16 protein-coding genes and 2 tRNA genes are annotated in these 23865 nt (G+C 40.9%); 4 read left to right on the top strand and 14 right to left on the bottom strand.

Translation table 11 applies throughout. The features are described 5' to 3' along the window. Positions 1-360: 360 nt before the first annotated feature. The 7 genes from DW019_RS14085 to nifJ all read right to left on the bottom strand — a co-directional run bounded on the left by DW019_RS14085 (position 361) and on the right by nifJ (position 14272). Positions 361-4086 carry a M64 family metallopeptidase gene (locus DW019_RS14085; RefSeq protein ID WP_118443978.1) on the bottom strand — a complete coding sequence of 1242 codons (3726 nt, stop codon included), beginning with the start codon at positions 4084-4086 and terminating at the stop codon, positions 361-363. 333 nt (positions 4087-4419) lie between these two features. Continuing rightward, the gene (locus DW019_RS14075; protein ID WP_019162974.1) at positions 4420-4884 is read right to left on the bottom strand and encodes a DUF3021 domain-containing protein; all 465 of its coding nucleotides are present in this window, start codon (positions 4882-4884) and stop codon (positions 4420-4422) included. Positions 4885-4894: 10 nt separating this feature from the next. After that, entirely contained in the window at positions 4895-5335 is a 441-nt protein-coding gene (locus DW019_RS14070) for a LytTR family DNA-binding domain-containing protein (protein ID WP_002610304.1), read from the bottom strand. 334 nt (positions 5336-5669) lie between these two features. Beyond that, entirely contained in the window at positions 5670-7559 is a 1890-nt protein-coding gene (gene lysS / locus DW019_RS14060; protein WP_118443977.1) for a lysine--tRNA ligase, read from the bottom strand. 27 nt (positions 7560-7586) lie between these two features. After that, entirely contained in the window at positions 7587-8069 is a 483-nt protein-coding gene (gene greA, locus DW019_RS14055; protein WP_117477933.1) for a transcription elongation factor GreA, read from the bottom strand. Between the two features lie 61 nt (positions 8070-8130). Next, the gene (locus DW019_RS14050) at positions 8131-10533 is read right to left on the bottom strand and encodes a right-handed parallel beta-helix repeat-containing protein (protein ID WP_118443976.1); all 2403 of its coding nucleotides are present in this window, start codon (positions 10531-10533) and stop codon (positions 8131-8133) included. Positions 10534-10714: 181 nt separating this feature from the next. After that, a complete protein-coding gene (gene nifJ, locus DW019_RS14045; protein ID WP_022377872.1) occupies positions 10715-14272 on the bottom strand; it encodes a pyruvate:ferredoxin (flavodoxin) oxidoreductase in 3558 nt (1185 codons plus the stop codon). Between the two features lie 510 nt (positions 14273-14782). Between nifJ and DW019_RS14040 the strand changes: the two genes are divergently transcribed. From DW019_RS14040 to DW019_RS14025, 4 genes are all read left to right on the top strand, one after another. Beyond that, entirely contained in the window at positions 14783-15151 is a 369-nt protein-coding gene (locus DW019_RS14040; protein WP_022377873.1) for a GntR family transcriptional regulator, read from the top strand. Continuing rightward, the gene (locus tag DW019_RS14035) at positions 15148-15843 is read left to right on the top strand and encodes an ABC transporter ATP-binding protein (protein WP_118443975.1); all 696 of its coding nucleotides are present in this window, start codon (positions 15148-15150) and stop codon (positions 15841-15843) included. The genes DW019_RS14040 and DW019_RS14035 overlap by 4 nt, the downstream gene beginning before the upstream one ends. Continuing rightward, positions 15837-16622: a hypothetical protein gene (locus DW019_RS14030; RefSeq protein ID WP_118443974.1), complete on the top strand. Its 786-nt coding sequence runs from the start codon at positions 15837-15839 to the stop codon at positions 16620-16622. The genes DW019_RS14035 and DW019_RS14030 overlap by 7 nt, the downstream gene beginning before the upstream one ends. Before the next feature lie 120 nt (positions 16623-16742). Further along, positions 16743-18371, top strand: a complete 1629-nt coding sequence (locus DW019_RS14025) for a GDSL-type esterase/lipase family protein (protein WP_181974911.1) — start codon at positions 16743-16745, stop codon at positions 18369-18371. A 67-nt stretch (positions 18372-18438) separates the two neighbouring features. Here DW019_RS14025 and DW019_RS14020 read toward each other — a convergent pair whose 3' ends face one another. The 7 genes from DW019_RS14020 to DW019_RS13990 all read right to left on the bottom strand — a co-directional run bounded on the left by DW019_RS14020 (position 18439) and on the right by DW019_RS13990 (position 23795). Then, positions 18439-20034: a peptide chain release factor 3 gene (locus DW019_RS14020; protein WP_022377877.1), complete on the bottom strand. Its 1596-nt coding sequence runs from the start codon at positions 20032-20034 to the stop codon at positions 18439-18441. Between the two features lie 99 nt (positions 20035-20133). After that, positions 20134-20205: transfer RNA gene (locus DW019_RS14015), tRNA-Gln, on the bottom strand. 77 nt (positions 20206-20282) lie between these two features. Further along, positions 20283-20714 (bottom strand): hypothetical protein, encoded by a 432-nt coding sequence (locus DW019_RS14010; protein WP_118443973.1) that lies wholly within the window; start codon positions 20712-20714, stop codon positions 20283-20285. 42 nt (positions 20715-20756) lie between these two features. Next, complete coding sequence (locus DW019_RS14005) at positions 20757-20900, bottom strand: DUF6364 family protein (protein WP_022377879.1); 144 nt, start codon at positions 20898-20900, stop codon at positions 20757-20759. Positions 20901-21054: 154 nt separating this feature from the next. Beyond that, positions 21055-21127 (bottom strand) — tRNA-Gly (locus tag DW019_RS14000). A 59-nt stretch (positions 21128-21186) separates the two neighbouring features. After that, positions 21187-23202, bottom strand: a complete 2016-nt coding sequence (locus DW019_RS13995; protein WP_118443972.1) for a beta-L-arabinofuranosidase domain-containing protein — start codon at positions 23200-23202, stop codon at positions 21187-21189. Between the two features lie 26 nt (positions 23203-23228). Then, a complete protein-coding gene (locus DW019_RS13990; RefSeq protein WP_117477924.1) occupies positions 23229-23795 on the bottom strand; it encodes a Maf family protein in 567 nt (188 codons plus the stop codon). Between the last annotated feature and the right edge of the window lie 70 nt (positions 23796-23865).

Here is a 23865-nt window from a genome sequence, read left to right as displayed (position 1 = left end):
CTGTTTGGGAACACACCTGCATAGCAGGTGGTTTATTTTTATTGCCAATACAAGGAAAAGGCGGCAGCGGAAGCTCCGCTACCGCCATCCTTAAATGGTTAGCTATCTGTTATTTCACAGATTTTCTTTTTTAGTATAAACAGTAGTTGTCACAACTCCGAAGCCGCTGACGAACAGCAGAGCGATCCACAGCCACTCATACTGTTGTCGCCGGTCTGCGGATTCTGAACATCATCCGAAGGCTTGGTGGTATCGTCAGACTTGGTAGGAGCGGCAGGTTTGGTTGCCTTCTGACCTTCTTCGATAGTCTGAGTCGTTACTGCAGAGCCACCGGCAGAATCAAAGGTTACGGTATAGTTTTTATTTCTTTGTTGTAACAGTCTTAGCTTTTGACCAGCCTGAATAAATCCTTATGGATTTGCCGTTAATCTTAACTGTCTTATAGGTGCGAACTCTTACATAATACTTTTTCTTGCCCGAAAGCTTTGAAATTTTCTTTGATACTGTTGTATTCTTGCCTACTGTTACGGTCTTAGCCTTGCTGAATTTACTTGAGGCACTGTACTGTACCTGATAGCCTGTTGTCTGTGTAGCCTGCTTCTTCCACTTTACTGTAAACTTCTTTGAACCTGCTTTAAGTGAGGAAATACTTGTTGCCTTTGGCTTGATTGTGAAATAAAGCGTCTTTGTTCCGCTGTATTTACCCTTAAAGGTAATCTTTACTGCGTACTTGCCAACATACTTTCTGCCTTTTGCATAAGACACAGTATAGTCAGTATTCTTAACAAGTGTCTTTCCTGTTCTGTCCTTAACAATAACCTTAGGTGTTCTAACCTTTCCGTTATATGTTAATGATGTTGCTTTAAGCTTTATGCTTGATGCCTTTGGAATTACTGTTGTTGAAAGAGTTTTCTTACATACCGAACAGTAATTTACTATCTTGCCGTTTGCTGTTGGGGTTGCCTTTGTTACGGTTTGCTTTGTGGTGTGGGCAATCTTAGCAATATTGCCCCAAGATGCAAGGTCGGTTATTTCCTTTGTACCGAGTACATCTTCATAGAACTTGCCACAACCTTCGCACTTGTAGTATGCTTCCTTACCGCCCTCTGTGCAGGTGGCAGCTTTCGCAGCAACCAAAGTCAGATTGTGAGTGTGCGGTACAGTTTTGTAATATCCGCAGGTGTCGCAAACATTGTCAGAACCGTAATCGTGAGCCGCTTCGTCCTTTTTGTCGTGGCAACGAGAACATTCATGCCAGTGGTTAGTATCATCAGACTTCCATTCTGTGCCTGCGGTATGTCCGAGAGCCGGAATCTTCACACTGGTTTTATCGGTAATTTCTACCGATCCTGTTGCATCTGCGAACCACTTGTCACAGCCATCGCAGGTGTAGTATGCGGAATTGCCCGCAGTAGTGCAGGTGGCAGCTTTCGCAGCAACCAAAGTCAGATTGTGAGTGTGTTCTTCGTTTTTATTTTTGTAATAATATGTAACAACCGTTCCGTCCGAAACAATAGGCTTATTCAAGCCGTCAACCTTTATAAATTCATAATCATAAAGTGTTTTTGCCGGTGTTAAATCAAGCTTTGTGCCGTATGGCACGGTAAATGTTCCTCCGGCAGTGTTTGGAATTTCAGAGCCGTCCTCAAATTTATACTGAATTGAAACGGTTGTGTAGCGCTGTGTTTCCGTATTGTCGTCTGCAAGCACATTTCCGTTTTCATCAAGCACCTGAAATGCCACGGTATCGCCGCTCTTAAGCTGTGCATCAGACGGAATTTGATAAATAAGCGAGCAACTCTTTAAGCCTGAATTAAAGTCGCTTTTGATGTGATCCAAAGCACCGAGCGGCCAGAAATTTGCCTTATCATTCCAAACAGGAATGTCAAAGGTTTGTACTGTTTGAAGCGGATTTCCCGATGAATCGGTCGCAACGCTTCCGTCGGAGTGCTTAATCCACATTTTGAATTTTAATTGTCGTGCATTTTTATCTGAAATGTTTTGAATAACAGTTCTAAGCTCGATTTTTTTACCGTTCATATTAGTATTAAATCTGCTTTTGCTGTTGCCGCTCAAAAGTCGGTCATTGCGATTATATGTGTAATTATAATATGAACTTGTTTCAAGGTCGGTAAAATCAGACGGCTTTGAATAAGCGCCCGTATATTCCTTAACCTCGGGAGTTGCAACATAAAGGTCTACATCCTTAACAAGCTGAGACATTCGCTTGAAGCCCTGCAAACGGCAAACCTCACAGAATTGATAGTTTGTGTCTCTCATTATGCACTCATAACTTGAAACAAGCATTTTTGAGCCGTAAGCATTGCGGCAGGTATATGTGTTTCTAAAACCTAAAAGCTGTCGCCATTTTATCTTTTCCGGGTCTTCAACCGAGGAAAGATTGAGTGATTTAAGTTCCTTATCGTCAAGCAAATATCCGTTACTGTATTCATCACCGAGACCGAGCAAACCGTGTCCAAACTCGTGTGCAAAAGTTTTTGACGCACGATAACTGTCTGATGGCGAAATGAAATAATGGAAGCCGTATTCACGGTTATTATAAGCACCGCCGAAATCTGATTTTGTGTTTACAACCATAGCGAACTGAGCAATATAATCGTGAACATAATAATAAGGCTCATATTCCGAACCGGACGGAATTGTGTTTGGATCACACTTTTTTTTGATATGAGCATCGTGAATTTTCTCGATAAATTCAGGACCGATACATCTCTCAAAAATATGATTTTTCCACTGACTTCCGTGGAGATTATTAGAAATAACAGGCGAATTATATTTGTCGACTATAACATCAAAGAAGGTGCTTCCACCATTGTCAAAAGTCGATTCGGAAGCTGTGCAAAGAGCGTAAACATTGAATCTGTCGGCATAACTGCGATACGGTTCATATTTCATAGCGTCCTGCCAAAGTCGTTTGACATCATTGATGAATTTGCCCTGCTGACTTTTTGTGTATCCCTCGCCGCAAACGACAACAACCATATTTTCCGTGTCGCTGCGTGTTTTTTGGATGGTATAAACAGGGATGGTAGGATTAGAATATTTTCCGTCATTTGAATACCACGGGCCGAGGGTGAGCTGAATGCTTTGCTCGGTGCTGACATTCCAATCGGGATTTGCGTCCTCGGCAGGTTCCGAAATTGTATAATCATCCTCTTGCTTATTTGGAGCAGAGCCGATATAAGGACTGCTTTGTGAGCCGCTGCCGGAAGTTGTAACAAAATATTCGGAATCGAGATAAAATGCAGGTCTTACGCCCAAATCGGAATACCACGGAGCATAACGACTGACCTGACCCGATGAACTGATATAACGCATATCGTGATTGCAATCGGTAACAGGAGTGCGAAGCCAATAAGGCCAAGCCATACCGTCATTATTATACGCAACATAATAACCTTTGAGATTTTTCCACACGGCATTAGCCTGCTTTACATCAAGAAGAAAAACCTTTTCGGTTGTAGTTTCAAAATATGAACTGTCGTAGTTTGCCACCGCTTCCGAAATATCGGTGTAGTATAACAAATCCGAATTTGCGTCTCCATCAACTATGCCCTTGTTGTATTCGGGATGAGAAACGAGAGAACGCTGGGTAACGGTTTTCATTGCCGCAATTTCAGATTTTGAAAAAGCGTTGAGAAAACCCGCTTTTTCGTTGTACGCTCCCACACCGCTTACATATCCGTCTTTCGGAGGGTTGCCGCAAAGCCAATCGACTTTGCCTTCAGCTGCGGTCGAATTTAACCAAGAACGCATATTGCTGTCTTTCCAATAGTTAGAACCGTAATCATCACGCTTATAGCTTCTGCTGTGTGATTTTGAATTGCTGTTGTCATTTGTTTTGGCATCATATGCAAGGGTGTCAACAATTTTGTCTGCAAGCATAAGCGGTCCGTTATTGTCAATGCTTACACATCGCCAAAGAATTGAGGCATTGTTATACGTGCCCATTTTAACATAGTCGCCAACTTTAATATCGGGCTTTGATGCCGCCTGAATGGTCATCGGCAAAACGGAAATTGCCATGCACAATGCCAAGAATATTGCGGTTATTTTTTTCGTCATTAAGAAACCTCCTTTATAAGCTATATATTTGCTTTTATTATATTGTAAGGTGTTATATGTTTCAACGAAAATCCAATTAAATTTTTGTTAATTTTACAGCCGACACATTTAATATTACACGAAGAAGAAAATCTTATTAAATATGCAAAAAGGCTTCTGCCCAAAACAGGGCAAAAGCCTTAAAAATTATGCGATTTTTAGGTTTAGTTGCAAGCCAAGGGGGACTATTTCATCTGCCCGAAAACACGTTTTTGAAAAAAGTGTTGCAAAAGCGGTTGAACACAAAGATTTTCATATCCGATAAGCCTGAAGTTGCCGTTGTGAAGGTTATGCTCATTTTGCGTTATTACTCTTCCGAACTCCGTCATTCATTCTTTTCACTTTGCGTTTCCATACAAAATATTGAACGAGCCAAGTGATGACGAAAATTGCAACGAATATTCCTACATATGAAAGAATACCAATGGCATTATGCTTCATCCAATTCGTAATATAGGCAATCGGAAACATCGTAACACAGGCAATGGAAAAGTAAATTCCGCTTTGCTTTGCAAGGCTCCACGAATCAATTTCCCAAATAACGGAAGCCATTGCAAAGCCTGTACCCAAAATTCCGCAGAGAATTGTTTGAAGAATAACTGCGTTTAATTCATTTTTCATTGTATCAATCAGCTCAGGGTTGACAGGATAGAACGAACCATCTCCTATGCACATTGATATAATCACAGTTATTACAAAACCGATAGCAATGCCGAGAGGGAATCCGAGAAGCCCACGCTGAATCATCTTTTTTTTCATTTTTACCACCTCATATTCCTAATAATTGTTTGATCTTGGCGACAAAACGCCTTGAAACATAAGTAACCGTCCCATTTGAAAGCGTGACACAAATTGTTCCTGCAAAGCTTAAATCAAAACCCTTGACTTTTCTCAGATTGATAATATCCGAGTTTGATATTCGGACAAAAAAGTTGCTGTCCAGCCGCTGCTCCATTTCGTAAAGCCGCAGACGGAGCGTGTACTCACCGTGATTTGTTTCGGCAAACACTTTGCCCGATGCAGCAAAAATGCGGTAAATATCAAACGGCTCCAACACTTCGACAATATCATCTTTGAATCCGGCAATCATTTTCGGCTGCTCGTCTGAAAGCCTTTTCATGATTTCATTGATTTCGTCGGTCATTTTGTTTGTCACAACGATGATTTTGGGTTCCTTGCAGTTCTCATCTAACTTGATTTCAATTTGCATTTGCTCACCTCCTCTTTGTTACGGTTACAGTATAAGAAAATCGAGAATTGATTTCCACCGATTCTCGATAGGTGGTCGTTTTCAGACCATAGACGGTAGATTATATAAATAATTTTCCTCATCAAATTCCGATTTGTATTTCTGTTTGTTTTGAAAATGGGCAACTCCGATTGGAATTGCCCACTCATTGCACTAATTATGCGATTTTTTCTTGTTTGCACCGATTTCTGCATCAAATGATGTAATAAGTTTGATGTAAATCGCTGTTTTTTCATTTTTTATCAAATGAAGTACGTCCCGTCTATTTGGTAAAACGGTACATCTTTACATCATCTTAATAGAGCTTTGCACCTGCCGGAATGTGGTCATCTACCATCAGAAGATGAAGCTTTTCTTCGCCTTCTTCTTTGTGGATAGCACTGAGAAGCATACCACAAGAGTCAATGCCCATCATAGCTCTCGGTGGAAGATTTGTGATAGCAATAAGAGTCTTTCCAACCAGTTCTTCCGGCTCATAAAAGCTATGAATACCGCTTAAAATGGTTCTGTCAGTACCTGTACCGTCATCAAGAGTAAACTGTAGAAGTTTCTTTGACTTAGGAACTGCTGTACATTCCTTAACCTTTACTGCTCTAAAGTCAGACTTACTGAATGTATCAAAATCAACAAAATCCTTAAATAGTGGTTCAACCTCTACCTTAGAGAAGTCAATCTTTTCTTCCTTAGGTTCAGCAACCGGCTTGTTAGCAGATTTTGATGCACCTACAGGCTTCATCGTCGGGAACAACAGCACATCACGAATCGCTGCGCTGTCCGTAAGTAACATACACATACGGTCAATACCAAAACCGATTCCTCCGGTTGGCGGCATGCCGATTTCAAGTGCGTTCAAGAAATCTTCGTCTGTTGTATTTGCTTCCTCATCACCAAGTGCAAGAAGTTCTTCCTGTGCTTTGAAACGCTCGCGCTGGTCAATCGGATCATTTAACTCGGAGTACGCATTTGCCATCTCCCAGCCATTCATGAAGAACTCAAAACGCTCTACATAATCCGGATTATCCGGCTTTTTCTTTGTCAATGGAGAAATCTCAATCGGATGATCCATGATAAAGGTTGGCTGAATCAAATGCTCCTCAACGAACTCTTCGAAGAAGAGATTCAAGATATCACCTTTTTTATGATGTGGCTCAAATTCAATGCCTTTTTCTTTAGCAATTGCCTGTGCCTCTTCCAATGTGGAAATCTCGTTGAAATCAACGTCTGCGTATTTCTTAACGGCATCCACCATCGTCAAGCGCTCAAACGGCTTGCCAAGGTCCATCTCAATTCCGTTATAAGTAATCTTTGTTGTGCCCAGAACTTCCTGTGCCACATAGCGGTACAGATTTTCTGTCAAATCCATCATGCCGTGGTAATCGGTGTATGCCTGATACAATTCCATCAAAGTAAATTCCGGGTTATGTCTGGTGTCAAGTCCCTCGTTACGGAATACACGGCCAATCTCATAAACCTTTTCCATTCCGCCGACAATCAGGCGTTTCAAATATAATTCAAGGGAAATGCGGAGTTTAAAATCCTCATCAAGTGCATTAAAATGTGTCTCAAAGGGACGTGCTGCTGCACCGCCGGCATTAGCCACAAGCATCGGGGTCTCCACTTCCATAAATCCTTCGCCATCAAGATATTTACGAATGGTGCTGATGATACGGGAACGTTTAATAAACGTATCCTTTACTTCCGCATTCATAATCAAATCCACATAACGCTGACGATAACGTACATCTGTATCAGTCAAACCATGGAATTTCTCAGGAAGAATCTGCAGACTCTTTGACAGCAATGTAACATTCGATGCATGAATCGAAATTTCACCGGTTTTTGTTTTGAACACTTCACCGGTAATGCAAAGAAGGTCACCCACATCGTATTTTTTGAAATCCTTATAGGAATCTTCGCCGATGTTATCTCTTGCCACATAAGCCTGGATATCACCCTCTAAATCTCTCGTATTACAAAAAGAAGCTTTTCCCATGACACGCTTAAACATCATACGTCCTGCAATTGTCACAGTCTTTCCTTCTAATTCATCATAGTTATTTTTAATCTCCATGGAGTGATGGGTTACATCACATTTTGTGATTTTGAAAGGATCTTTTCCCGCCTCCTGAAGATTCTGCAATTTCTCTCTTCTAACTTTTAACAACTGATTAATATCTTCTGCCACTTTTTAATCCTCACTTCTCTATTTCTTCTAGTTCTTACGAAAATCCAAAATTTCGTACTTAATGATACCAGCAGGTGTCTCTACCTCTACTGTCTCACCTTTCTGTGCGCCAATCAAAGCTTTACCAACCGGTGACTCATTTGAAATTTTACCTTTCAAACTATCTGCCTCAGTGGAACCCACAATTTTATATTCCATTTCTTCATTAAATTCCAAATCTTTGATGGTTACTGTACAGCCAACATTGATTACGCTCGAATCGCCGTCATTGTCATCAACAACCTCTGCATTTTTCAAAATTTTATCAATCTCTTCAATACGAAGCTCGATGTCGCGCTGTTCTTCTTTCGCTGCATCATATTCTGCGTTCTCGGACAAGTCACCCTGCTCACGTGCTTCTTTGATTTTCTGAGCAACCTCACGCCGACGATTTACCTTCAATTCATGAAGTTCGTCCTCTAACGCTTTCAAACCTTCATACGTCAAAATGTTTTTCTTTGTTTCAGCCATGGTCTTACCTCCTACGAATTTAACATCATTTAATTATAGCGTAACACCGCCGGCTTGTCAATTACTGCAAAAACGCTTTTTTCTCTGCATCTGAGTCTGACTGGTCATTATTTTCGCGCACAACAATTTTTTGATATTTTTCCGCAACGTTTGTTACTGTATTTTTCTGCATCGCACTCCAATTTGCATCCGAGACAGAAGATATCGTGTCACCATATCCCGCTTTCACAGCTCCGTCAACGGTAGCTGAATCACGCATCACAACACGAATCGGATAATACTTACAATCCTCAAATACATTTCCAGTCACCGTTGGATTTACCACACCTCGCAAAAGAAGTGCCACGTATTTTGTTTGATTTCCATTTGCATTTAACACGCCATCTTCTAATGCCTGAAGCCGTAAAAATGAATTTCCTGAAATCACGGTATCTTTCCAATTTAATGCACGAATTGCTGCATTATAGGTACCGTCAAATGTATTATTTAAAATTCTAACATTTTCATGATAAAGCTGTGTCTGGCCGTTCGCAGAATACGTATGACTACCAATCGCAGTTCCAATATTTTTAAAGGTAGTGTTCTGTATTAAAATATTTTTACAAATTGTCTTATCATGAGCCGACCAATCATAATTAAATCCGTCAGTATTCAAATCGGTGCCATCCACATTGATGCATTCCTTGTAACTTTTTTTATCCAACACCTTGAATCCTTCAAATGTACACTTTTCAATCGTTACATTGCAAGAAGAATTTAATTCCATAAAATGCGAACCATATTCATTTTGAAATGTAATGCCCTCGATTGTTATATTTCTTGCATGCCCCATAACAAGTGCCATACAGTTTTTCACATTCGCACAATTCATGCGAACCATTCCCGTTCCTATAATTTTCACATCATGTGAACCATTGTAACCGGAAATTGTCTTAACCGTACCATCTTTTGATGGCGGCACAATGGTAAAAATAGATTTGGCATAACAAATATCGGTTGCTGTCGTTCCTTTTTTCGTAAATGTCACCCCATTTTCCATCCGTATCGTCACATTGGATGGAATACAGATATTATTAGTTACCTCATAATTGCCGGCCTTGACAGTAATTGTTCCACCACCGGCATACTCAAGCTGTTCCATATAAGACATAAGTGTATAATACACTTTCCGCTTTGTATAATCAGAGGCATCCGTGTATTTTTCCTGATACGGTTCTGTAGCTGTCGTAATCGTAAAATTTTTTTCCGTTCTATTGCGAAAATAAAGAATTCTCGCCGTTTCATTTGGCACATAATAATGGCTCAAATCATCTACTTTTGTAGCCGCTATTTTATTCGCCGCAGTTACTCCTATCACAGACATAACGGAAGGAAATTTTTTCCCTTTCCCACTATTTTTTGCTCTATCAAATTTCACAGCATAAGAACACCCGCTAATTTGATTTGCAGTAAAGGATGGTTCTTCTACTCCAAACCCAAACATTCCCGCACTGGCACGTTTCTCCGCCCCATTTCTTTTCACTACATTCTTTTTTATTGTCGGCTTCTTCCACAAGACAGCATATATCGGAGCCTTTTTGGTATTTGTAAATGTGTTTGCTGCAATGGTAATGCTTTTCTGATAATATTCTTTTGTTTGCTTATTTTTTTCTAATACAACCGATTTCGTCGTACCGATGCCAACATCCGCCCCCAGAAATTGATTGTTCTCAATCTTTACTTTTTTGTTCACAGTATTGTCTTTTTTGTACCATTTACCAGAAAAATCCGATGTTGTCTGATTGCTTGTTTCAAGCCTTACAGCCATTCGATTTTTCAAACCGGACACATCTTTTTTTCGTTCAAAGACACATTGCCGGACAGAAATATTTTTAGAACCTTCAATCCAAATATAACTGCCGCCTTTTTTGTTTCGAAATCTCACACCACTCACAGTAATACCGGATGCATGACCAACAAAAACCGCCGTTGCTCCATTCACATTTCCCATATCAAAAATCACTTTCCCATTTCCCTGAATGGATGCATTTTTTGATGCCGCATATTTTCCTGTATTTTGTTTCCCCGATGCCTTTTCCTCTGAAATCATTTGGAACAAAAATTTTGTTGATTTTACTTTCTTTGTTCCTGTTGCTTTTGTTTTTTTGATTTTAACACCATTTGCACAGACAATTTTAACATTAGACGGTACATAAATTGTACCTGGAATTTTATATGTTCCTTTTTTTAATTTCAGCGTTCCGCCTGTTGTCGACAAACGCCTCATATAGGAGTTTATCATATAATACTGTTTTGTTTTTTTATTATAATACGGTTTCTGCCGATAAGATGAACTACATGGTATCGTTTTGGAACTCACCGTAAATGTTCTTTTTTTTGCCTCTGCTCGATTGCTCTGCATCATTATATCTGTCATAACAAATAATACAAATGCTATCATCCATAATTTCCATTTTCTTTTCATTTTCTCTCGTCCTTTCAGTTAATCCTTGATAGCCCCTAATATATCAAAATAATGTGTCACTTTTTCACTTTTTTATTGTTTCCCCTTTTTTTTGAATCATACTTTTTATGTAAAAAGGAGACCATCTGTTGAGATGGTCCCCTTTTTCAAAAATTTTCGATAAACAGAAAATTTCAAATTCTTATTTGTAAAGCTCAACAAGCTTCTGCAAATGCTCGAAACGAGCTTTTGCTGCTTCTTCGGACTCTTTGAAGAGTCTTTCTGCACGCTCTGGGAATGGCTTGATCAGACGAGTATAACGAGCCTCGTTGTTCAAGAAGTCCTGATAAGAACCATCTCCCTCTTTGGATGTCAGAGTGAATGGATTCTTTCCTTCTGCTTTCAACTCAGGGTTGAAGGAGAACAGATTCCAGTATCCAGCCTTAACAGCTTTCTTCATCTCATCCTGGCAGTGGTTCATACCACCCTTAGCGATACCGTGGAGCTCACATGGAGCATAACCGATAATCAGGGATGGTCCGTTATAAGCTTCTGCCTCAGCAATTGCTTTTACAGCCTGAGCAGGATTAGCACCAAGTGCAATCTGTGCTACATATACATAGCCATAACTCATAGCGATTTCAGCAAGGCTCTTCTTGCCAATCTCTTTACCGGCAGCAGCAAACTGACAAACTTCACCGATATTGGAAGCTTTGGATGCCTGACCACCAGTATTGGAGTACATCTCCGTATCGAATACCATTACGTTTACGTTCTCGCCGGATGCAAGTACATGATCCAGACCACCAAATCCGATATCATATGCCCAACCGTCACCACCGAAGATCCATACGGACTTCTTAGCAAGGTAATCTTTCTTAGCAAGAACTTCTTTGGATTTCTCACATCCTGCATTTGCAGCTTTTTCAAGTTCAGCAATCAATGCTTCTGCAGCAGGTGAGTTCTCTCTTGTATTATCTTTTGTCTCAATGAATTTAGCAGCAGCAGCTTTAAATTCAGCCGATGCTTTATCGGAAGCAGCAATCTCTTCTACCAATTCAATTGCCTGGTCACGAAGATATTTCTGTCCAATGTGCATTCCAAGACCATGCTCTGCGTTATCCTCGAACAGGGAGTTAGACCAAGCCGGTCCCTTCTTGGAATCTTTGTTTACTGTATATGGTGATGTTGCTGCCGGGTTACCCCAGATAGAAGAACATCCTGTTGCATTTGAAATGTACATATGCTCACCAAAGAGCTGTGTAACAAGTCTTGCATAAGATGTCTCAGCACATCCTGCACAACTTCCGGAGAACTCGAGAAGTGGCTGGTTGAACTGGCTTCCCTTTGGAGTTGTATCAGCAAATCCGCTGTCTTTCTTACCAACGTTAGCTACCAAGTAATCAAATACCGGCTGCTCGTCTGCCTGAGACTCCTGAGGTACCATCTTGATGGCTTCATCAGCAGCTTTCGGACATACGGTAATACACTCGCCACATCCCATACAATCCAGAGGAGATACGCTCATTGCAAATTTATATTCGCCGGCTTTTGGCTTTGTATCAGCAAGTTTGATGTTTGAAGGTGCTGCTTTCACCTCATCCTCAGAAAGGAGGAATGGACGAATTGTAGCGTGAGAACATACAAATGCACAGTTGTTACACTGGATACATGTATCCGGATTCCATACAGGAACCATAACAGCTGTACCACGTTTCTCATATGCGGAAGCACCAGTCTCAAACTGACCATCCGGGTTACCTGCGAATGCAGATACTGGAAGGCTGTCACCATCCATCTTAGAAATTGGCTCAAGAAGGTCATTTACCATCTTAACAACTTCCGGACGTCCGGTCTTCTCTTTTGCAGGAGCATCTGCTTCCGGATTCTTCCAAGATTCAGGTACTTCTACTTTATGAATTGCGTCAACACCACAATCGATTGCTTTGTAGTTCATTTCTACGACAGCATCACCTTTTTTGGAGTAAGATTTCTTAGCTGCTTCTTTCATGAACTTAATCGCATCATCAATTGGCATTACATCAGCAAGTTTGAAGAATGCAGACTGCAAAATTGTGTTAGTACGTTTACCCATACCAATTTCAATTGCTTTATCAATCGCGTTGATTGTGTAAAGCTGAATGTTGTTGTCTGCAATATATTTCTTAGCTTCAGCGTTCAAGTGATGTCCGAGTTCTTCATCAGACCACTGGCAGTTAATCATGAATACACCGCCCGGTTTTACATCCTGAGCCATCTTCATACCCTGTGTTACATAAGCCGGGTTATGACATGCTACGAAGTCAGCCTGGTTGATGTAGTAAGGACTCTTAATCGGATTATCACCAAAACGAAGATGGGAAATTGTTACACCACCTGTTTTCTTTGAGTCATACTGGAAGTATGCCTGGATAAATTTATCTGTGTGGTCACCGATAATCTTTGTTGAGTTTTTGTTAGCACCTACAGTACCATCTCCACCAAGTCCCCAGAACTTGCACTCTTTTGTTCCCGGTGCAGAAGTAATTGGAGCCGGTTTCACTTCCGGAAGACTCAAATTTGTTACGTCATCCACAATACCGATTGTGAAACGAGGTTTTGGATCGTCTTTCTCCAGTTCTTTGTATACAGCGAATACAGATGATGGTGGTGTATCTTTGGAACCAAGACCATAACGTCCGCCGGTAAGAATGATATCATTCAAACCTGCCTCACGAAGAGTAGCTGCAACATCCAGATACAACGGATCACCAAGAGCACCAGGCTCTTTTGTACGGTCAAGTACAGCAATCTTCTTAGCAGTCTTAGGAATCACCTTAAGAATTGCTTCCGGAGACCATGGACGATACAAACGAACTTTTACAAGACCAACTTTCTCGCCCTTTGCTGTCAAGTAATCAATTACTTCTTCTGCTACGTCACAGATGGATCCCATAGCGATGATTACGCGGTCAGCATCCGGTGCACCATAGTAGTTAAACAAACCGTAATCGGTACCGAGTTTTTCATTTACTTTGTTCATGTACTTCTCTACAACAGCAGGAAGTGCATCATAAGCCTTGTTACATGCTTCACGATGCTGGAAGAATACGTCTCCATTCTCGTGAGAACCACGTGCAGTTGGGTGCTCCGGATTCAATGCATGTTTACGGAATGCTTCAACAGCATCCATTGGGCACATTTCTTTCAAATCTTCGTAATCCCATTTCTCAATCTTCTGAATCTCATGGGAAGTACGGAAACCATCGAAGAAGTTAATGAATGGAACTTTTCCTTCCAATGCTGCCAAATGGGCAACCGGACTCAAGTCCATAACTTCCTGTGGATTTGTCTCAGCAAGCATAGCGAAACCAGTCTGACGACAAGCGTATACATCACTATGATCACCAAAAATATTCAAAGCATGTGTAGACACCGTACGTGCGGATACGTGGAATACACTTGGCAACATCTCACCAGCGATTTTATACATATTCGGGATCATAAGAAGAAGACCCTGAGAAGCCGTAAATGTCGTTGTCAAAGCTCCTGTTGCAAGAGAACCGTGTACAGTACCAGCGGCGCCGGCCTCAGATTCCATCTCAACAACTTTTACTTTGCTGCCAAAAATGTTCTTCTGTCCTGCTGCTGACCACTGATCAACGGAATCAGCCATCGGGCTCGAAGGTGTAATAGGATAGATACCAGCTACTTCTGTATAGGCATATGCCACGTGTGCTGCAGCGGTATTACCATCCATGGATTGTTTTGCTCTAGCCATTTTTGTAATGTCCTCCTTAAATTTATTCATTCGTGTTTTTATTCTATCACTAAAAAAAAGAAAAGTAAAGGACGAAAAATGTCGAGTTTGTGTCAAGTGTTCGTTGCCACTTTTTTTAGTTTCAGTAATTCCGTAGAAAAATTTTGTGTCTCGTGGGCGCTCTCGCTCATTGAGTGCGTAACGGTATGGGCACTGAAACTACCAGCGCCACATACCGACGTACTCAAACCCACAAGTCACAAAGTTTTTCTACGGAATTACTGGAATCCAAAGAGACCGGCAATGAACATTTGGCATAATCTTCTCCTTTGTCAAAAACTAATAAGTAAGTTCTCTGAAAATTATGGGATTGTTTGTACAACTTTTGTGTCTTCATAATTTATCGAGAAAAAACAGAAGCACAAAATGTCAAACATCTCTTGACATATTCATCCATCCGCTGTATTATTGTATTACGCACTTAATACAGCGATACAATTATTAAGTTAATATATGGAAAGGAGGTTTTCTATGTCCTGGAATTTATCAAAGGAACGTCCCATATATATACAATTGGTAGAACAGATTAAGTTACAGATTCTGTCCGGTCACTACCGCCCCGGTGAGCGTTTTCCCTCGGTAAGGGAACTTGCCACTGAGGCTGCGGTAAATCCAAATACGATGCAGAAAGCACTCGCAGCTCTTGAACAGGAGGGGCTTTTGATTGGCAGCCGGACAAATGGGCGAACCGTAACAAGTGATGCATCACTGATTGGGTCCATGCGTGATGAATTAGCGGACGGCATTGTAGAAAACTGTTATCAGGCTCTTGCAAAATTAGGATTTTCAAAAGAAGAATGCATTGCCTGCCTGCGCAAGCAAAGGAAGGAGGATTTATGATTTTATTAGAATCAAAACACATCTGCAAAAATTTCGGTCCTAAACCGGCATTACGAGATGTAAATGTAACGATTGAATGCGGAAAAATAGTTGGGCTTTTAGGTCCAAACGGAAGCGGAAAAACCACTTTTTTGAAATTAATAAATGGTTTGCTCACACCAAGTTCCGGCGAACTTTTTATTGGAGGGGAGCATCCCGGTGTTATTACTAAGCAGCACATTTCCTATCTGCCGGACCAGACAATTTTCCCAAAATGGATGAAAATATCAGACTTATTTTCCTATTACAATGATTTTTTTGCAGATTTTGACAAAAACAAAGCCGAGGAAATGTTAAAACGATTAGACATCGTTGAAAATATGCGTTTGAAACATATGTCGAAAGGAACACAGGAAAAAGTCCAGTTGATTCTGACTATGAGCCGGAATGCAAATCTGTACTGTCTGGATGAACCTATCGGGGGTGTCGATCCGGCAACCAGAGATTACATATTACAGACGATTATTTCGAACTACAGTGAAAATGCCTCTGTGCTTCTTTCCACACATCTGATTTCTGATGTTGAGAGCATTTTAGATGATGTCATTTTCCTGCAGGACGGCCAGATTCGCCTGCAGTCATCCGTAGATGATATCCGCGAACAGCAGGGCAAGTCGGTCGATACATTATTCCGGGAGGTGTTCCGATGCTAAAAAAATTAATTAAACACGAATTTAAAGATACGATGCGTTTATTTATTCCAATGTTTGGATTCATCGTTGTTTTAACACCTATTTTCAGCTTGATGATGTCTTTGGGCTCACAACCGTATGATGAAAATACAGCCGATGCTCTTTCTCTTGTATTTGGAAGCGGCATCATAGGTTACTGTCTGCTGCTGTTTGGCCTGCTCATTGTAACTCAGGTATTAATTGCCATACGCTTTTATAAGACCATGACTTCCCAAGAAGCATACTTAACATTTACCCTTCCCGCCAAAACAGGCCAGCTTTTATTTGCCAAATGGCTGGTTTCCTTTGTGTGGTATATCCTCGCCTGTGGAATTGCATTGATTTCTATACTTATCGTTGTGTTAATCGCTACACCAATTACGCTGTCAGAAATCATTCATGGCATTGGATTCGTTTTGCAGACAATTAACTTGAGTAATTTTAGTGCACTGATTTTACTGGGGATTTTTATGTTAATCAGCCTCTCGTTTTCAATTTTAATGATGTATCTTTCCATCATGATTGGACAATTAGTACAGACACACCGCATCGCATTAAGCATTGGCGCTTATCTTGGACTTTCTCAGGGATTACAGATTGTTATTTCGTTATTAGCAATCCCATTTGTCCTGATATTCCCTGATGTGATTGACTCCGTCCATGTTGTCCTTTTGCTGTTCTGCCTCCTGTATGGAGCTTTGGGAGTCATCTTCTATTTACTGACTTACCTGATTACAGCAAAAAAATTAAACATTAAATAATACGGATATATTTGCATAAAATGGCATAAATATTGAATATATTGGTGCATTGTTCTCTGAGCCGTTGACATTCTTTATTGGTATTGTACAATGAAGAAAAAAAATGGAGGTATCGCATTTATGAAGCGAAAAATTTACACCCCTCTGTTGTTGACGGCTCTTTTTATGAGCACTCTGTCACAAACAGTTCCGGGTACTACCGCTAATGCAGCAAAAAAGCCAGCACTTAGCAAAACAAAAGTTTCGGTTTATACCGGAAAGAAAGCAAAGGTTTCAATCAAAAAAATTGCAAAGAAAACAAAAGTTACATGGAAATTAGGGAACAAAAAAATTGCGAAAATTGTAAAACAAAAGAAAACCGGAAAACCATATGCTGTTATTCAAGGAGTAAAAAAGGGAAAGACAACACTTCTTGCACGTTACAAACATGGGAAAAAAATCCGTAAACTTACCTGCCGCATCACAGTTCTTGCTGCAAAAAAAGCTACACCACAAAAAAATGTGGCTGTCCCATCCAGTACGGCTTCGCCTTCGCAGGCACCAAACAGGGCTCCCGCTATAACACTGACTCCAGTGCCAACCGCCACTCCTACCCCGACATGGGTTACTACCTGGGGTACAGCAGAAGAAAAATGCGATGTTACATCCAACGCAATGCCTCAAATTGCTTTAGAAGATTCTACAGTAAGACAGGTTATTAAAGTAACTACAACCGGAAGTAAAATCCGTTTCCGCTTAAGCAACCAATATGGCGGAAGGGATGTCACGATTAAATCAATGCACATAGCGAAGCAGGTGAAGGCATCGAATCCTGAAATCAACACCGATACAGATGCCACCGTAACATTCGAAGGAAAAGAAAATTTTATTATTCCAAAAGGAAAGGTAATTCAAACTGACGCTATTGATTTTCCCGTAGAAGCACTGGAAAATGTAGCCATTTCCACTTTTTTTGGTGAAACGCCGACCACAAACATTACCGGACACCGCGGTGCCCGTGCTACAACCTACCAGGTCTCCGGTAATCAAGTTTCAGCCAATACTTTTAGTAATTATAAGAAAACAACCAGCTGGTTCTTTTTAGCAGACGCATCTCTTCTCTCTGCAAATGGAAGTAAAGCGGTTGTCTGTTTTGGTGATTCCATTACCGATGGCTATGGCACCGATGCCACCTACTTGGGCAAAAAACCAGATTCCTACACTCGCTGGGGAGATTACTTTGCCAAACGGTTAAAAGCAAATAAAGGAACCGAAAATGTATCTGTTATAAACGAGGGAATTGGTTCAAATTCCATTCTCGGCTCGTATCCAACGGATGCGGGAAAAAACCGATTCAACCGTGATTTATTAGAACACGACGGTGTTGCTTACTGTATAATTTTATTTGGCGTCAATGATTTGGATAAGCTTCAAAATACGGACAAATACAATTTGCTTTTGCCGGAATATCAAAAGATGATTGAAACTTGTCATAAAAACAACATCAAAGTTTATGGTGCACCAATCCTTCCTTTTGGCACAAGCAGTTTTTATAGTGAAAATTCAGAAAAAGTAAGACAACTTATCAATCAGTGGATGCGTTCATCCGAGTCTGGCGTAGATGGCATCATTGATTTTGAAAATGCCGTTGCCGATCCGGCAAATCCGCAAAATTTATTAGCCAAATATACAAACAAAGATGATGGCATCCATCCTTATAATGGCTATCAGGTGATGGCAAATGCCATTGACTTAAATCTTTTCCAATAAATACAATTGATAAGTAATATAGAAAAAGGCGTTCGAGATCAACTATGATTCCAACGCCTTTTTTATTCTATTCTTCTGTCGCACCAAATTCACTTAACTGTAACCCTTCATTTCGGTCAAGCGCCGTCTGAACACTCCACGGATGGGTAAACAAAAGGAGTGGTCTGTCATGCAGATCTTTTACCTTCTTTGTATCGGACGTAACCGAAAGTGCCGCTACATCGATATCCTTATTTTCAATCCAGCGTACATGCTCATACGGAAGCTGTTCCATACGGATTTCTACATTATACTCATTTTCCAAACGGTACTGAAGCACCTCAAACTGCAGGACGCCTACAACACCCACAATAATCTCTTCCATGCCGGTATTAAATTCCTGAAAAATCTGAATCGCACCTTCCTGTGCAATCTGTGAAATTCCTTTCATAAACTGTTTACGCTTCATCGTATCCACCTGACGGACTCTTGCAAAATGCTCCGGTGCAAATGTTGGGATTCCTTCAAAGCGAACCGGCGTTTTTCCTTTATACAATGTATCTCCAATCGAGAAAATACCCGGGTCAAAAACGCCGATAATATCACCGGCATATGCCTCCTCGACATGTTTTCTCTCTTGTGCCATCATCTGCTGTGGCTGTGCAAGACGAATCTTTTTGCCACCCTGCACATGCATAACTTCCATGCCTGCCTCAAACTTACCGGAGCAGATACGCATAAAAGCAATTCGGTCACGATGGGCCTTATTCATATTTGCCTGAATCTTAAATACAAATGCCGAAAATTCATCCGAGAATGGGTCTACCACCTCGCCACCGGATGTACGAGGCAGCGGAGATGTTGTCATATCCAGGAAATGCTGCAAAAAGGTTTCTACACCAAAGTTTGTCAGTGCCGAACCAAAAAATACCGGCGAAAGCTGTCCGGCACGAACCTTTTCCAAATCAAAGGCATCGCTTGCTCCATCCAGCAATTCAATTTCATCAACTAAAATATCGTGGTATTCTTTCGTAATCAAATCATCCAAACCGGCATCCCCAAGACTTGCCTCTACCATCTCTACTTTATGTCCATTGTCCCCCGCAATAAATCGGGAAATGGTCTTTGTGTTACGGTCATACACACCTTTAAAGTTCTTTCCGGAACCAATCGGCCAGTTCACCGGACAAGTGCGGATACCAAGCACATTCTCAATCTGGTCAATCAATTCAAACGGATCCATCGCCTCACGGTCCATCTTGTTAATAAACGTAAAAATTGGAATCCCGCGCATGACACAAACCTTAAATAACTTAATCGTCTGTGCCTCAACACCTTTAGAGCCGTCAATTACCATCACGGCTGAATCTGCTGCCATCAACGTACGGTAAGTATCTTCCGAGAAATCCTGATGTCCCGGTGTATCCAGAATATTGATGCAAAAACCATCATAATTAAACTGCAGAACCGAACTTGTTACCGAAATACCTCTTTCCTTTTCAATTTCCATCCAGTCAGAAACCGCATGTTTCGCCGCTTTTCTTCCTTTTACCGAACCAGCTAGATTAATTGCTCCTCCATATAAAAGAAATTTCTCCGTCAATGTCGTCTTTCCGGCATCCGGGTGGGAAATAATCGCAAAAGTACGTCTTTTCTCGATTTCCTGTCTCTGTGAATCACTCATAAAATCCTCCATTCTGTCATGGATATGCTATCCATCCGCTGATTTTCAATCGATATACAACAAATGAGCTCTGACACATATGTATCAGAGCTCTTCAAGCTGGGCTACAAGGATTCGAACCTTGAAATGCTGGAGTCAGAGTCCAGTGCCTTACCATTTGGCGATAGCCCAATCACAACCACAAGCGATATTATACATGAATCCTTTTCGGAATGCAAGCATTATTTTTAAATTTTTCAAAAAAATTTTTATTTACCCAATTTATGGTTTTTTTCACCATATAAACGCACTGCTGTACTCTTCTCTACCGTGTAGGTCTGAACCTGACAATTCGTAGGAAATTTCATGCCTAATGACTTTGCACGCGCAAACAAATCATCATATGAAATTGTCACGTCTGCTTCCTGCTTTTTCAGTGCTAAATTTTCTTTTTCTAATACATCAATCTGAGACGCCAGTTTATACACTTGTTTATTCAAAAGCACTTCCTGATTTTCCATACGAACAATTTGGAAACAACTTAGAATCAAAACAAGGGATGCTGCACTTGCAATAATCCACTGTTTAATAAACTTTCTTTTCTGCTTCTGTTTTTCCACGTCAACAATTTTTACTTTTTTCCCCGTATTCACAATTTGTATGGCGGTATTTCCCACCACGTAATCCATCGTAACTTTCACAATATCCTCCGTTTTTCTGAACAATTAACCCAAAGTATCCCATTATTTCTTTTGTTTTGGCTCCTCCGTAGCCTCCACAATCAACATCGTAATTGCACCGGAACGGCTGGTATAATGCTCATCTGCGTACTGGTCAATTCTCTGAATCACTTTATCTTCTAACGTAATATTGACCCGTTTTTTCATCTATCAGCCCTCCAATCCTCATTCTATGTGTAATTTATACACATGATATATTTATATTATACACACTTTTGATGTAGAGTTCAACCATTTTCTGTGGAATTTTCACAAAAAAAAGAGTGGCTCCTTTTTAGAGTCACTCTTTTTTTAATATGAAAGCGCGAGACGGGACTCGAACCCGCGGCCCCAACCTTGGCAAGGTTGTGCTCTACCAACTGAGCCACTCGCGCACTTCTTAAACACAAGTGCTATTATACTGAATAACTGCCTGCATGTCAAGAAGTTTTTTTCATTCCTTATCGTTATTTTTCTCAGTATCAAAATACCAATAAATACCATACCGCTCATCATTTAGTGTATTAAACGGAACAAACTGTAGTCCATTTTCAAATGTCGTATCAGCATCCGTTCCTTTCAGATGAAACGACAAGGTTTCGCTTTCCGTATCACGTACTAGATAACGTTCTATATGACTGACAAACTCATTCACAGAGGTCTCTTTTTGAATCGTCAGCGTTTCATTATCAAGCAGTTCTGTCGTTTTTGGTTCACCATACGCAATTGTGTCTTTCCGGCACTCATTTCCTACTACCTTATAAAGAGGTGCGGTAAGGTCAATTCCCGCCCATGTCGCCTCTCCCATCTTTTCTTTTCCAAGTTTTGCAGCCAGAACCGTCGGTCCGTACCGAAAAGCAAACACGGCATCCTGATCCAAAAGTCCAACAGACTCCACTGACATCGGATATTTTGCCATTATCACATCACCATCCTCCCAGTTACGCTCCAATAAAACATACTCGCTATTACCGGCTGCTGTCATTTTCTCCGCGCCATTTACATAAATCGTGGCTTCCCCATGCATCCAATCCGGGATCCGAAGCGCAATCGCCACATCCGATATTTCTTTGTCATGCAATGCATTTAACACAAAAGAAATCTCCTCTGATTTTGTCACATCCGACTTCTGTGTAAGCACAAGATTCTTTTCCTCCCAAGTCACTTTTGAAGCGACATATTGATTTACAAGCAGCGTATCATTGGCACGAAAATAAATACTGTCGCCCAGTTTCGTGAAATTCTCCATGCCACTTCCGGTACAGCACCAGAACATATTCTTCTCAGGCTCCTCCTCACCAAACGTTTTGTAATACCCGGTTGCCATCGGCGTAAAATAAGATGCTGCTCCACTCTCCGTTTTTACCGCTCCCATAATCGCATTCCGCAAAGTTGTCTCATAATAATCGGCATACTCCTTTTTCCTTGTTGCCTTAAATAGCTCTTTTGCAAGTTTTAACATATTGTGCGCACAACAGCTCTCACAATTTGTCTGCGTACGAATCTCATCCAAATGATAATCTTTCCGAAAATGCTCCATCACACTGATGCCGCCGGTAACAAAAGAATGTCGTTTGACAACCATTTCAAAAAATTTCTCAGCATCCACAAGATATGCTTCATCTTCCTGTTTTGCCTCCCCCAGCTGTTTTAACACATTATATCGCTTAATCGCACCGATAAACTTAGGAATCTGGGTATTCGCATGCTTTCCATCCAGGCAGTTTTTTTCACCTTTCGCAGCCATCAAAAAAAGTGCTTTCTCATCAAATTTCTGCGCCGCCTCCAAATGGTGCTTATTATGACTGTGGGAATACAGTTCATACAAACAATCATTCATGCCGCCATATTCCGTCTCCAATACCTTTTGATTCGTTTTTAAATCCCATTTACTCACACGCTCATAAATCCAGTCACCCAATTTTTCCGCAACCAAAAGAGCTGTTTCATTTCCCGTATATTTATAAGTATCTACAAGACCGGCAAGAACCTTATGCATATTATACCATGGAACCCACGTCTCGCCCTTTTTCTTTCCCTCCAAAATATCAAACTGCTTCTCAACATCCTCTTTATCTTCCACTTTTGCCCCAAAAAGGAACCCGGTGCCAAGTTTCTTCTGACATTCTTCCAAACCGGCAATTAACGTCTGAGATTTTTCTTTCAGTTCTTTATCACCAGTCACCTTCACCGCCTGTGCAAGAGCCGTAAGATAATGGCCGACACAATGACCGCCAAGCAAACTATCTTCCCATCCGCCATACGGTCTGACACCCTTTGTATCAATCCCTGCTGTCGTTCGAAATCCAGCCAGTAGGCGCGCAGTATCCATTTTTTTTAAGAAAGCTATATCCGACTTCTGAGCAGACAAATAATAATTGTCTAAAATCTGTACTTTGTCTAACTCAAATGGTTCAGTCCAGCCCATCTCATTCTCCGTCAAAACACAAATTGAAATATCCTGATTCATAAAAAATCCTCCCTTTGTTTTTGTAACTAATCAAATTTTTTTAATTCTTCATACAGCCTGTGAACGGGAAGACCAACCACATTGAAGTAGTCCCCCTCAATTCCTTCAATAAACTTGCCAAACAAGCCTTGAATGCCATATGCTCCGGCTTTATCATATGGTTCTTCGGTCGAAATATAAGCCTCAATCTCATTTTCTGTCATCGGCGCTACATTCACCTTCGTTCCCTCAGCAAATGATGACGCAGATACCATATCATCTGATTTTGCAATCACCGTAACACCGGTATACACCATATGACTTTTTCCCTGTAATTTATAAATCATTTCTCTCGCTTCTTCTTTATCTGCCGGTTTTCCAAGAATTTTTCCATCAATCGAAACAACCGTATCCGCACCAATAATGATTCCTTCTTCTACCTGCCCGGCAACTGCCATCGCTTTTTGATATGACAATTCTTTCGTCACTTCTGCCGGCTCATTTTTTGTGATTACTTCTTTGGTGTCCGATACAAGCACCTCAAAAGGAACCTCCAACATCTGAAGCAATTCTTTCCGTCTCGGAGAGCCGGATGCCAAAATCATTCGTTTCATTTTTCTTCCTTTCTACTAAATCATGACCACCAGCTCAGCTGGTGGTTTCCTCTGCGGCTATAAGCCTGTG

The organism is Clostridium sp. AF37-5, from assembly GCF_003477605.1.
In the GTDB taxonomy this organism is placed as follows: domain Bacteria; phylum Bacillota; class Clostridia; order Lachnospirales; family Lachnospiraceae; genus Eubacterium_F.
This window is presented reverse-complemented; position numbering and strand designations above follow the sequence as displayed.